A 13,058-nucleotide genomic window follows, 5' to 3' on the forward strand; every position below is an offset into this window, starting at 1 on the left:
ACAGTAACGATTGTGTTCCGGTTTTCCTCTTTTTTGTCCTGCCCCGGCCCTGCACGCGGAACTAGTTGAGAAGCTTTTTAAGCTTTCCAATCGGAGTCTCGCGGGCAGCATCGCGGCGGTTGGCCTGCTGCTGGCGGATCAGGCAGTCCAGCTTGCGGTAGTGTTCTTCTTCCTGGCGTTCCTTGGCCTGGAAGAGGAAGTCCATTTCCCGGATCACATCCTTTGTGACACTCTTGCTGATATCCTTTTTGAGTGACTCGTTGTTGGTTGTGACGACTTCTGTCAGGACATCGCCTATGAGGGTTCTGACCTGTTCTAACTGCGTTACCGGGATCACCTCGGCCTGAATGATTTCAGGGGCAGCAGGCTTGTCCTTTGCTGCGGGGACCGCCATTTCCCTTATGGCAGCTTTTGCTGCAGGTGCTGTTTTGGCGGATGTACTCTGAAGAGATGCTGCTTCTCCAGCCGGCTTTATGCTCTTTATTGTGTCCTGCTTTTGCAGGGAAGCCTGTTTCTCAGGTTCCTGAGACTTTGACGGAGCGGTCTCCTGAATCTTAAGACGTGTTGCTTTTAGTTCTGGGATTAAGGGTTTCAGGTCCTTTAGAAGCATCCCTTCATCTTTGAGTTTTTTAATACAGCGAAAAAGTTGTATATCGTCCTTTGTATAATATCGATGCCCCATTTCCGTGCGCCCTATTACCAGTTCCAGTTCTTCTTCCCAGTAACGCAGTACGTGGGATTCTACCTTCACCTGCTTGGCGGCTTCAGAAATCATAAACCTGACTTCACCCATATTATACCAATACCTCCTTAAGACAATGATGTTACAAGATTCTTGTGTTCGGTGTTATTATACCATAGCATGTATAGGGAAAAGACATAAATCGTTCGTCAAATTATGCCATAAAAATACCGCCCCCACCAGAGGACGGCATTCTCAGCTTGTGATCACTTTGCGATTTATTACTAAAATTATTCTGCTGAAATAGCCCCTGTAGGACAAGCAGACTCACATGCTCCACAATCTACGCAAGCATCAGCGTCGATTACGTATTTGCCATCACCTTCAGCGATAGCTCCTACTGGACATTCGCTTTCGCAAGATCCGCAGCTTACACATTCATCACTTATTACTCGTGCCATGTATGTATCCTCCTTTTTGAAATGTGCAGCAGTATTTTATAACTGCCGTTATGCTTATTCTAATATAAAACAGTTAAATATACAAGCTATTTTATGCTTTAAATCAGGTACAATTTTATAACTTTTTATAAAAATTAAGAAAAAATTCCTTTTTTTTTCACAGGATTAGTGTATAGTATATAAGTGGTAATCTGGAGACAGTAAGACAAGATCTGGAGGCAATTATATGAAAAAGAAGTGGACAATCATCGTATCGGCTGTACTTTGCATTATGCTGGCTGTCTGTGCATGCAGTAAAAAGGAGGAGACTCCGAAGTTTACGGGAGATACAACGGAAGAACCGCCATATCAGGACAATCTCAACGCGATTTCACCGTCAGCATACAATAATGTACAGGGATTAAAGTTAGAGCCCGGGGCTTATATATCTATCATAGGAAAGGATGACAGTTCTTCCTATTGGAAGGCACTTAAGAGCGGTGTTGAACAGGCGGCTGAGGATCTGAACAAGGCGCTTGGATATAAGGGGGATGACAAGGTCAAGGTGACTTACAATGCTCCCGGAGTGGGGGAGGACATTGACGAGCAGGTGAATATTCTCGATGAGGAGCTTGCGCGGTATCCCGATGCAATCGGGATTGCGAGTATAGATGCAGATGCCTGCACCGTCCAGTTTGACCTGGCGTCAGAGAACGGTATCCCGATCATTGCACTGGACTCAGGTAATTCCTATCAGGGAATCCAGTGCACAATCAAGACGAATAATGAGGAGGCGGCCGGGACGGGTGCTTATAAGTTAAGCGGCGAGATAGAGAATAAAGGCGGGGTACTGCTGGTCGTACATGATTCCAAGTCAGCTTCCAGCAAAGAGCGTGAGGATGGATTTAAGAAAGAGATTGAGAATAACCATCCGGATGTAACGATTGAAGAGACGATTTATCTGGACAAGATGGATGATTTGAAAAAAGCAATCGCAGAAGAAAAGAATAAGAATAAAAAGGCAGAGGAGAAAGAGATTACACCTGACAGCCTGACAGACGAAGATGTAATCCAGTACTACCTTGAGAAGCACCCTGATGTGAAGGGCTGTTTCGGGACGAATGTGACGGCAACGAAGCTTGCACTCTCTTCTTTAAAGCAGGCGGAAAAGTCAGATGATATTATCCTGATGGGGTTTGACGGCGGAAAAGACCAGATTGAATCACTTAAGAACGGAGATATCCGCGGGCTGGTTGTACAGAATCCGTTTGGAATCGGCTATGCATCCGTGATTGCGGCATCACGTACAATCCTCCAAAGCGGCAATGAGGCGGTTGTTGATACAGGATATATCTGGGTGACACAGGAGAACCTGGAGGAAGAGTCCATACAGAATATGCTGTATGAGTAACAACTGCTATGAAGATTGTGAAGTAGTGAGACTTTAAGAACGTTTTATAGCCTTATAATAAAGAAAGACAGGTATCTGTATGTCCCAGGCAAGGGAAGTGCAGATACCTGTCTTTATGTTTTCGGAATTAAGTACATTCACTTCCCCTGTATGAAGAAGGGGTCATGCCGGTATCCTGTTCAAAATTTCTGCGAAACGTCCGTATGGAACGAAAGCCGACTGTCATGGCAATATCATATACCGGCATTTCTGTCCCAGCGAGGAGCGCCCTTGCGTAGACAAGGCGGATGGAGGTCAGAAGCCTTGAAAAGCCGGTTCCGTAATTCCGTTTCAGTATTTCCGTCAGGGTGGCCCTGCTCATGAAGAAATAGTCGGAAACACTGACAATATCAAGATTCTCATTGTAATGCTCGAAAAGATATAGCAGAATCTGCCATGCGGTATCTGAGCGGTAAACTGCATTTGAGGGACTTTTTTTACGGTACTCCTCGGGCGTCATCCCTTTTAGTTTATGAAACACCCTGTAAAATGTCGAGAGGGAATGGTACCCCACATAATTTGCAATAAAGGCGATAGAAAGTTCCTCGAACTGCATCATGGAGCAGGCATTGCGGATACGGACCTGATGGCGGTTTTCCGCGAAATTGCTGCCGGTTATGCAGCGGAACAGGTAATTGAGGTAAGGGACAGAAATAGAAAAAGCCTTTGCGACCTCACCTGCGCTGCTGTTAAAGTGAACATGCATGTACTGCAGAACCTGCCAGAGAAGGTTATGCTGTGCGTCACGGCTTTTGTTCTGGGTTAATGCCATGCGTTCGTAGATGTTTACCATCTTCATGACATTTGAGAGAACGAAAAACTCATAAAAGTCATTTTTCTTCTTAAGTTCCTGCTTAATCTCCAGAAAAAGCTGCTGCATGGAGGGCGAGTCCTTGTCCGAAAGAGCAACAACGGGCGAGCCGCATTCGAGGATATACAGGCTGTCATTTGCAAAACTCTTGCTCATATCCAGATAAACAAGGAGCTCCAGTGGGAAAGAAATCCTGAGAAAACGAAGAGGCTCCTGTGGAACCAGCCGGTGGACATGGAAGGGGAAAAATCGGATGTAATCATTTGTACTGATGGTATAGCGCTCCCCGTTTACATCGAGGTACCCCGTTCCGCCAAGTATCAGGCAGTATTCTATATTGTCGTGTGCATGAGGCTGTTCGTTGTTTTTGAGAGTATCAGTTTCAACCGCCACATTTTCAAGGGTGAGCTGGCTGCGGTGATAAAATGAATTTGAGTAGGAATGCATCTCTTTTTTTTCCATAAACACCTCCTGTTGGGGAGTACAGAACTATTTTAGCTTCAGTTTCATTATCTATATTATACGGTTTCAGGTGAATTAAGAAAAGCATATCAGTTCAAAATGATAATATTTATCTAAAAAATGGCCCCTGCATTGAGAAAGGTTATGATGAAAATGCGCTTTAAGTTTTTAACAGATATGAAATAATGGAACTAACATATGAACCAAAAGAAAGGGGTTGAATGAATGTTTTCTTATCTGTTTTCACCAATGAAACTGCGTGGAGTGGAACTTAAGAATCGCATTATCATGCCTGCAATGGGGACAAAATTCCCGAAGGACAATGAAGTAACAGAACAGCTGATCCAGTATCATGTAGACCGTGCAAAAGGAGGCAGCGGACTCAATATGGTAGAGGTTACCGGGGTCCACCAGCCATCCGTGCCGGGGATTTACCCGTCACTGGGAGAGGACCGTTTCATACCGGGCATGAAACGGCTCACGGATGCAATCCACGAAGCAGGAGGGAAAGCCGGTGTACAGCTGTGGCAGGGCAGTATCGCAGTTGCGGCGCACCAGGGGATTCAGGTTATCGTTGCAAGTGATCTGGAGCTGGCTCCCGGATATGTTGTAAAGGGCGCTGACAAGGCGTTGATCGACGAACTTACGACATGCTACGGGAAGGCTGCACACAGAGCCGTGGAGGCGGGATATGACTGTGTGGAGGTACATATGGCACATAACTATATCCTGCATTCCTTCCTGTCTCCTGCAATCAATAAACGTACGGATGAGTATGGAGGCACGTTTGAAAACCGGGCCCGTTTTCCATTGGCGGTCATCGAATCAATCAGGAAAAACATACCGGACGATATGCCGTTGTTTATGCGTATTGACGCACAGGACGATTATCTTGAAAATGGCATGACGATTGAGGATGTGATCGCGTTCTGTAAACTGGCAAAAGAAGCAGGCGTGGATGTGCTGGATATTTCGAGAGGAAATATTATCAGTGCAGGTATTAAGTTTGAGGTGCCGCCGATCGATCTCCCGAGAGCGTTCAACATCGAAAACGCGGCGCGGATCCGCAGGGAGACCGGAATGGTCACGATGGGTGTGGGGCGTATTAATGATCCGGAACTGGCCGACCGGCTTCTTCAGGAAGATAAGCTGGATCTGGTCGGAATCGGGCGCGCACAGCTGGCTGACCCGGAATTCTGTAATAAGTCCAAAGAAGGCAGGCTGGATGATATCGTAAGATGCGTGGGCTGCAACCAGGGATGCTACGATGCCTGCGAAAGCCATGTGATTCCGCACATTACCTGCCTGAGAAATCCGGCCCTTGGCAAAGAAAATGAATACCGCATCTCCAAAACGAAAGAACCGAAGACAGTACTCATCGCAGGCGGGGGCATGGCTGGAATGGAAGCGGCAGACGTCCTCTATGCAAGGGGGCACCACCCGGTTCTGTGCGAAGCATCTGACAGGCTCGGGGGACAGTTTCTTCTGGCAGGCGAGGCCCCGAGGAAGCTGGAAATGAAGCTCGCAGCTATGAGCAAGGGAGAGCAGATTACACGGCGCGGCGTGGATGTGAGACTGAATGCACCGGTTACTCCTGCCCTGATAGAAGAACTGAAACCGGACGCGGTAATCAATGCCATCGGTGCACTGCCGATTATCCCGCCTATCCCGGGTATTAATCTGCCGCATGTGAAAAATTCACACGAAATTCTGGGCGGAAAAGCATCAGTGGAAGGAAATGTGGTAGTAATCGGCGGCGGCCTGGTAGGTCTGGAGACTGCAGAATATCTGTCAGACAAAGGGTGTAAGGTGACTGTAGTAGAAATGCTGGAAGGGCTTGGAACCGATCTGGGGACGACCAGAAAGGTCTGCGTCATGGAAAACCTCTATATGGAGGGTGTGACGCAGATGCCGAACTGCAAGTGTCTGGAGATCACAGGAGACGGTGTTGTCGTGGACAATGGAGGAGAAAAACAGACGATTCCGTGTGACTATGTCGTGGCAGCCGTAGGGGTACACAGCGCAGATTTTTCAGCGGAAGAAGCACTTTGTAAGGAGAAAGGGATTCCGGTTTATACGATAGGGGACGCAGAAAAACCGAGGCGTGCAATCGATGCGACGGCAGATGCCGCGAGAATTGCGCGGGAAATATAGGTTAGTGTGCACACCTCAGGTGTGTGTAAATGTATCGGGAAATGATTTCATATATGGAGGTATGGACATGAGTGAGAAAAGAGTAGCATTGGTATCAGGAGCGGCAACGGGAATCGGACGTGACTGTTCTGTACAACTCGCAAAAGATGGGTTTCAGATGGTCCTTTGTGACTGGAATAAGGAAGAAGGGGAAAAGACGCTGGCTCTGTGCAGAGAACAGAATGTAGAGGCGGACTTTCTCGAAATTAATATGGCGGTCGAGGAACAGGCGGAGAAATTTATCCGGTTTGCGGCAGAGAAGTATGGGAAGATAGACTTCTATTTTAACAATCAGGGTGTCATCCATATGCCAAAGCTTTTCGAAGATATTACGGAAGAGGATTTTGACTATGTAACAAACAATAACTTCAAGGCATGCTTCTTTGGCATGAAGCACGCGCTCCGTGTCATGAAAAAACAGGGATACGGCCATCTCGTCAATACGGGTTCTTCATCAGGTATCCGTCCGGAGACCGGGTTCGGTGTGTATTCGGCTACTAAGCATGCAGTCATCGGACTGACAAAAGATGCGGCGATCGAGATGGCAAAATACGGTGTCCGGGTCAACAGCGTCTGCCCGGGCGGGATTATTACGCCGCTGACAATTGCAGTTGGAAAGTATATGCAGGAGCACCAGTTTGTACAGCCGAAAGCGTCGACAGCTCTCTTAGGGCCGGCACGCATGGGGCAGACATCTGAGATAACCGGGGTGATCTCTTTCCTTGCTTCCGAGGCATCATCTTACATGACAGGTGCAATCATCAGCGTGGACGGAGGAAATACACAATAAATGGGATCCTATTAAGATAGGAATTATCTTAGGATAATAAGACGGGACGCCGGACAGGAAGGACAATCGCCCATGATTGTCCTTCCCGCCCGGCGTCTTTTTACATAAAAGGTTAATTTTCTTTTTTACTGAGTGAGAAGATAAATTCTGTCCCTACCCCTTCGGTACTGATTACATTAATATGTTCATCGTGGGCCTGTATTGCCTCTTTTACGATTGCAAGTCCAAGGCCGGTTCCTTTTTTATCTTTGCCGCGTGAAAGGTCTGATTTGTAGAAACGCTCCCAGATCTTGTTCAGTTCTTTCCTCGGAATGCCGATGCCGGAATCTTTTACGGAGACAAAAATCTTCTCACCGCGCGCAGTTACCTCGATCGTGACGGAGGATTCATTTTCACTGAACTTAATCGCATTGTCGATCAGATTATAGAGGACCTGCTGTATCTTGCGTCTGTCTGCATAAACAAGGACTTCGCCGGGAAGCAGCAAAAGCCCGATGGAGATACGTTTCGGGGTACAGGCGCCTTCAAAAGAAGCTGCCGTATTCTTAATCATTTCCTGAATATCGAATTCTGTTTTATCAAGAAGCAGTTCCTTTGTATCGAATTCGTTCAATGTCAGAAGGTCTTTTGTCAGGTCTGTCAGACGCTCTGTCTCAAATAAAATAATATCGAGATATTTTCCATGTAGCTCCGGTGGAATCGTCCCGTCCGTCATGGCCTGCACATAACCCCTGATGGAGGTCAGCGGGGAACGGAAATCATGGGAGACGTTTGCTACGATTTTCTTCTGGTATTCTTCCATGTCCCTAAGCTGGACGGACATGTAATTCAGTGAGGCCGAAAGATATCCCATCTCGTCATGTGTGTTGACCGGAATTTCATAGGTCAGGTTCCCGGACGCATACTGGGTAGCTGCCTCGGTGATCTGGCGAAGCGGCCGGTAAATAAAAAAGTGGAAGGCGAGCAGCAGGATAAAGGACAATATAAAAATCACGGCAACAGTTATATAGACCGGGAACATCATCCTGCTGCTTGTCTGCTGGATATAGGAGACGGGCTTATGGATGAGGAGGTAACCACGGATATAAAACCCCTGTGTCACAGGGGCCATGACTGTGATTACGTCCTCCTTGAAATACCCGTGGTAATCCCCGATAATATACTGGTCGCTCCCGATCTCGGCAGGGTCGAAATTCTCGATCATATCCGGTGCGGCTGTGTTTTCCAGATTGGCAGAAGTAATCAGGGTACCATCCTCTTTTACGAACCAGAGTGAGGAATTCAGGTACTGTTTTGCTGCATTTAACTGGGAATGCACGGCGCGCGTGGAGTTATCTTCCTGAAAATAGGACGGAAGATAGTCGGCAGCCATTACATTTGCCTGCTTGTATAAATTCTGAGAGTCATTCTTTTCCAGACGGTCAAGCATCAGCTGGCTCGTCAGAATTCCAACCGTGAAAAAACTCAGGAATCCAAATATAATATAGATGATGATAAACTTTAAGTACAAAGTACTCTTCATGCCGCACTTCCTTTTTATGTCTATTACAAACTTACTTTACTTCGAATTTATAACCAATTCCCCACACGGTGCTCAGCCCCCAGGACGGATGGTCCTTGATCTTCTCGCGCAGTCTTTTAATATGCACATCCACGGTCCTGGTGTCTCCGATATACTCATAGCCCCAGATCTGGTCGAGGAGCTGTTCACGCGTAAACACCTGGTTCGGGGATGCCGCGAGGAAATAAAGCAGTTCAAGCTCCTTTGGAGGCATTTCCACCGGGTGGCCGTCACATACAACGGCATAATTCGTAAGGTTGATCGTCAGCCCCTCATACTCAACGCATTTCGCCTTATCCTCGGCAGGCTCCTCGGTTTTCACAGGATGATATCTGCGGAGGACGGCACGGACTCTGGCCACCATCTCCTTGGAATCAAAAGGCTTCATAATATAATCATCCGCACCCAGTTCCAGTCCCAGAACCTTATCGAACACTTCTCCCTTCGCGGAGAGCATAATAATCGGCGTGGAGGACTTAGCCCGGATCTCACGGCAGACCTGGTAACCGTCAATACCCGGCAGCATCAGGTCAAGAAGAATCAGGTTCGGGTGGTAAGTCTCAAAGGCAGACAGCGCATCCTCCCCGTTATAAACCATCTTTGTATCAAAACATTCCTTCACAAGATACAGCGATATCAGTTCGGCGATATTCTCGTCGTCATCGACAATCAAAATTTTCTGTTTAGCAACCATGAGATGCCTCCTTTAATAGGGGTCTGACCCCTTTGAACTCCGTATTCTGACAATTAAAACAATTCGGGGTGATAACCCTAATTTCTGTGATATTGTGTATTATTTAAATTCAACTATAGTAACCCCTGCATCCCCTTCTCCGAACTCTGCGAGCCGGTAGGATTTGACATGCTTCTGCCTCCTGAGGTATTCGTGGATGCCTTTGCGAAGCGCCCCGGTGCCTTTTCCGTGTACGATACGCACGGTGTTCAGGTGGGAGAGCAGTGCATCGTCCAGATACTTATCCAGTTCGGAGACTGCTTCATCTACAGTTTTGCCGAGAAGGTTGATCTCCGGCCTGACGGACAGGGATTTGCTCATCTTCATTTTGCTTCTTGAAGTGCCTTTCTTGCTGCCTGTGGAATAAGAGGCTGGCTCATCGATGATCTCAAGGTCGGATATATTTACCTGTGACCTTAGAATTCCCATCTGTACGGTGAGGTTACCGCGGGAATCCGGCAGGGAACTGACGGTCCCGGTGAGGTTCATACTCAGTACCTTTACGGATTCTCCAAGCTTGAAATCTCCCGGCTTGTATGCCTTTTTCTGTTTCTGGACAGGGAGGGCATTGGCGGAAGACGTTTCTTTTATCTTCTGGCGCAGGCGTTCACGCTCTTTTTCCATATCGGCGGCGGAAATACTTTCTTTCCCGAATTTGCGGAAATTCTTCATTGTTTCATCTGCGAGCTCTTTGGCCTCACGCAGAATCGAGCCGGCCTTTTCGTTCGCCTCTTTCAGGATTCTGTCGCGCTGTTCCTCGATCTTTTCCTGTTTCTGTTTTGCCTGTATTTTCAGCGACTCGACTTCCCTTTTGTAGGCGGCGATCGCTTCCTGTTCTTTTTCGATGGTGCGTTTGCTTGATTCCAGATCGGTCAGCAGGTCTTCGAAGGAGACATCCTGCTCCGACAGTCTCTGTTTTGCATCCTCAATGATATAATCCGGCAGTCCTAATTTTCCGGAAATGGCAAATGCATTACTTTTCCCGGGAATTCCGATTAACAGGCGGTACGTCGGCTTCAGGCTTTCTACATCGAATTCACAGCAGGCATTCTCAACGCCCGGTGTAGACAATGCGTAAACCTTCAGTTCACTGTAGTGGGTGGTAGCCATTGCACGGATATTCCGCTGATGAAGATGGGAAAGGATTGCAATAGCAAGCGCCGCACCTTCAGTCGGGTCGGTTCCCGCGCCAAGCTCATCGAATAGAACGAGTGACTTTTCATCCACATCTTTCAGGAAAGATACAATATTAGTCATATGGGATGAGAAGGTACTCAAGCTCTGCTCAATACTCTGCTCGTCCCCGATATCTGCGTAAACCTGATGAAAAATGGCAAGTTCTGAACGGTCCCCGGCCGGGATATGAAGCCCTGCCTGCCCCATCAGTGTGAAGAGCCCCACTGTTTTCAGGGAAACCGTCTTACCTCCGGTATTTGGTCCGGTAATGATGAGCAGTGTAAAATCTTCACCGAGTGAAACGGTGATTGGTACGACTTTCTTCGGGTCCAGCAGGGGATGGCGCCCCTCGCGGATGCGGATACGGCCTTCTGTATTCAGGACCGGACGGCTGGCGTTCATGGACAGTGCAAGAGAACCCCTTGCAAAAATATAATCCAGATCGGTCAGCAGTTTATAATTGGTACGGATTTCTTCTATATATTCAGCGGTGTCCGCACTCAGGCGGGCAAGAATCACCTGAATCTCTTCCTGTTCCTTGGCATAGAGTTCCTTTAAATCGTTGTTCAGTTTGACAACTGCCATTGGCTCGATAAACAGCGTAGACCCTGTGGAAGACTGGTCATGGATCAGTCCGTTCACCTGGCTGCGGTATTCTGCCTTCACGGGCACACAATAGCGGTCCCCCCTCATGGTAATGATCGGGTCCTGCAGATAAGTGCGTAGGGAACCATTTACCAGATTCGTTAGCGTTGCATGCACTTTATCATTGAGCGCGTTCATACTGCGGCGGATACTTTTCAGGGTGCTGCTCGCCTCATCACTGATTTCATCTTCGGCAGGGATGCACCGTTCAATCTCCATCGTCAGCGGAGTCAATGGTTCCAGCTGATCGAAAAAGGCATCCAGACAGTCAGCCAGTTCCTCCTGTGTATCGTGGCGGCCATATGACTTTGCGCGTGCTGCGGTCTGCAAAAGCTTACAGATGCGAAGCAGTTCCCCGCTCCCGATGGCGCCCCCGATCTCCAGCCTTTTCAGGGATTCCCCGACAGGGAAGGCATCGCTTAAGGAAATGCGCCCTTTCTTTACGATTCTTGTAAATGCAGCGGCCGTCTGCTCCTGGCAGGTATTAATCCGCTCCAGGTCTGTCATTGGCTTTGTCTTATGGCAGAGCTGCTTTCCCCTCATAGAAGAGGCCTGTTCCTCCAGTAACGAGATAATTTTATCAAATTCTAATTTATATAATGTTTTCTGATTCATACTTTTCACCTTTTTGCTTAAGTTCATAGGTACATTCTACATTATTTAATGCATAATGAAAAGGATAAATTGAAAAGGATACTTATTGAACAATCCCCATGAATCGGTTATACTATAGACTAAAGGAGATTAGAACCTATGCCGTACGATGAAGATCCGAAGCAGAAGCCGGAACATGGATTGGAAGAGCAGAAAGAAGAGCAGTTTTCTTTCCTGCAGGAGACGATTAAGCCAAAACCAGTCACCAGGAGAAAGATCCTGACACAACTCGCAAGAGTAGGTATCTATGGACTGATTTTCGGAGCGTTCGCCTGCCTTGGTTTTTTTGCGCTCAAACCCTGGGCACAGACGAAACTTCAGGGCAGCCCGAAGACCGTGACCATCCCGGATGATGAGGAACCGGAGACGGAACCCGCGCAGGATCCACAGGCAGAAGTGGTTCAGACCCCTGTATTAGACGCGGAAAGCTATAAGGAGATTATGAAAAGCGTCTATGAGACTGCCAAGGATGCAAATAAGGGTGTAGTATCTATACAGCCGGTACAGGCTGATGCGGCCCTTTCTTCCGACGGAAGCGGTACCCAGAACAGTGCGGCCGGAATCATCGTGGCGGACAACGGTCAGGAACTCCTGATGCTCTGTGAAAACAAAATTTGTGCAGAGGCTGAAAAGTGGACAGTTACATTCTCGGATAACAGCGAGTATGGAGTGTCCCTGAAAAAGCAGGACAAGAACAGCGGACTTGCGGTATTTGCAGTTCCGCGTGTCAAGCTTACAAGTACAACATGGGAAAATATAGAGGTAGCAGCACTCGGAAACTCGAACCTCACTACAAAGGGCGATCTGGTGATGGCTCTGGGTAATACCTTCGGATATGCAGACGGAATCGGATATGGAATCGTAAGTTCCAATGAATATCAGGAGACACTGGCAGACGGGCAGCGCCGTGTTCTTGCCACGGATATTGCGGCAGCGTCGAACGGTACTGGTATTTTATTCAATCTGTCGGGTGAAGTGATCGGCATGATTAAGCCGGGGATCTGGAACGAGACGGAGAATAATACCGCAAAGGCAATTGCGATATCGGACCTGAAGGCTACGATCGAACTTCTGGTGAACGGCGACAGCGTACCATATATAGGGATTTACGGAACTACAATCAATGATGCAATTGCAAAAGAGCAGGAGATGCCAACCGGAATTTATGTTACACAGGTGAGCACGGATTCACCTGCAATGGCAGCAGGTATACAGAACGGCGATGTTTTGCAGGAACTTGCCGGAGAAAAACTCTCGAATCTCTTGTCCTATGAAAAGGCAGTGTTGGAATGCAAGGTAGGACAGCCTGTAAAACTGAAAGGAAAACGCCGTGGTGCCGGAGGTTATGTTGACATTGACTTTACGGTGACTGTAGGCAGTCTGGAGTAGAGGCTGGGGAGTGAACAGTAATAAACAGATAACTGGAAATGCGATACGGCTGCCAGGATACTTGGCAGCCTG

10 protein-coding genes are annotated in these 13,058 nt (G+C 47.7%); 4 read left to right on the forward strand and 6 right to left on the reverse strand.

Going from position 1 to position 13,058, the window contains the following annotated elements; all coding sequences use genetic code 11:
- Window positions 1-61: 61 nt before the first annotated feature.
- Entirely contained in the window at window positions 62-793 is a 732-nt protein-coding gene (locus tag DWX43_RS08260; RefSeq protein ID WP_118619975.1) for a helix-turn-helix domain-containing protein, read from the reverse strand.
- A gap of 179 nt (window positions 794-972) precedes the next feature.
- Window positions 973-1,143 carry a 4Fe-4S binding protein gene (locus DWX43_RS08265; RefSeq protein ID WP_109729907.1) on the reverse strand — a complete coding sequence of 57 codons (171 nt, stop codon included), beginning with the start codon at window positions 1,141-1,143 and terminating at the stop codon, window positions 973-975.
- Between the two features lie 226 nt (window positions 1,144-1,369).
- Here DWX43_RS08265 and DWX43_RS08270 point away from each other — a divergent pair, with 226 nt between their 5' ends.
- Window positions 1,370-2,533 (forward strand): substrate-binding domain-containing protein, encoded by a 1,164-nt coding sequence (locus tag DWX43_RS08270; protein WP_109729908.1) that lies wholly within the window; start codon window positions 1,370-1,372, stop codon window positions 2,531-2,533.
- A 127-nt stretch (window positions 2,534-2,660) separates the two neighbouring features.
- Here the strand turns inward: DWX43_RS08270 and DWX43_RS08275 are convergent, their stop codons facing one another.
- The gene (locus DWX43_RS08275) at window positions 2,661-3,845 is read right to left on the reverse strand and encodes a helix-turn-helix domain-containing protein (RefSeq protein ID WP_118619976.1); all 1,185 of its coding nucleotides are present in this window, start codon (window positions 3,843-3,845) and stop codon (window positions 2,661-2,663) included.
- Window positions 3,846-4,070: 225 nt separating this feature from the next.
- Here DWX43_RS08275 and DWX43_RS08280 point away from each other — a divergent pair, with 225 nt between their 5' ends.
- Together DWX43_RS08280 and DWX43_RS08285 are read left to right on the forward strand one after the other, a co-directional pair.
- Window positions 4,071-5,999 carry an FAD-dependent oxidoreductase gene (locus DWX43_RS08280; RefSeq protein WP_118619977.1) on the forward strand — a complete coding sequence of 643 codons (1,929 nt, stop codon included), beginning with the start codon at window positions 4,071-4,073 and terminating at the stop codon, window positions 5,997-5,999.
- Window positions 6,000-6,066: 67 nt separating this feature from the next.
- Window positions 6,067-6,828, forward strand: a complete 762-nt coding sequence (locus DWX43_RS08285) for an SDR family NAD(P)-dependent oxidoreductase (RefSeq protein WP_109729911.1) — start codon at window positions 6,067-6,069, stop codon at window positions 6,826-6,828.
- A 112-nt stretch (window positions 6,829-6,940) separates the two neighbouring features.
- Here the strand turns inward: DWX43_RS08285 and DWX43_RS08290 are convergent, their stop codons facing one another.
- The 3 genes from DWX43_RS08290 to DWX43_RS08300 form a co-directional block, all read right to left on the reverse strand.
- On the reverse strand, window positions 6,941-8,350 hold the full coding sequence (locus DWX43_RS08290) for a HAMP domain-containing sensor histidine kinase (RefSeq protein WP_118619978.1): 1,410 nt from the start codon (window positions 8,348-8,350) through the stop codon (window positions 6,941-6,943).
- A gap of 31 nt (window positions 8,351-8,381) precedes the next feature.
- Window positions 8,382-9,083: a response regulator transcription factor gene (locus DWX43_RS08295; protein ID WP_109729913.1), complete on the reverse strand. Its 702-nt coding sequence runs from the start codon at window positions 9,081-9,083 to the stop codon at window positions 8,382-8,384.
- Between the two features lie 99 nt (window positions 9,084-9,182).
- Window positions 9,183-11,558: an endonuclease MutS2 gene (locus DWX43_RS08300; protein WP_118619979.1), complete on the reverse strand. Its 2,376-nt coding sequence runs from the start codon at window positions 11,556-11,558 to the stop codon at window positions 9,183-9,185.
- Between the two features lie 138 nt (window positions 11,559-11,696).
- On the opposite strand from DWX43_RS08300, the gene DWX43_RS08305 reads away from it, so the two are divergent.
- A complete protein-coding gene (locus DWX43_RS08305) occupies window positions 11,697-12,986 on the forward strand; it encodes a S1C family serine protease (protein WP_109729915.1) in 1,290 nt (429 codons plus the stop codon).
- Window positions 12,987-13,058 lie beyond the last annotated feature (72 nt).

Source organism: Clostridium sp. AF19-22AC, from assembly GCF_003479085.1.
GTDB classification, from domain to species: domain Bacteria; phylum Bacillota; class Clostridia; order Lachnospirales; family Lachnospiraceae; genus Faecalicatena_A; species Faecalicatena_A orotica.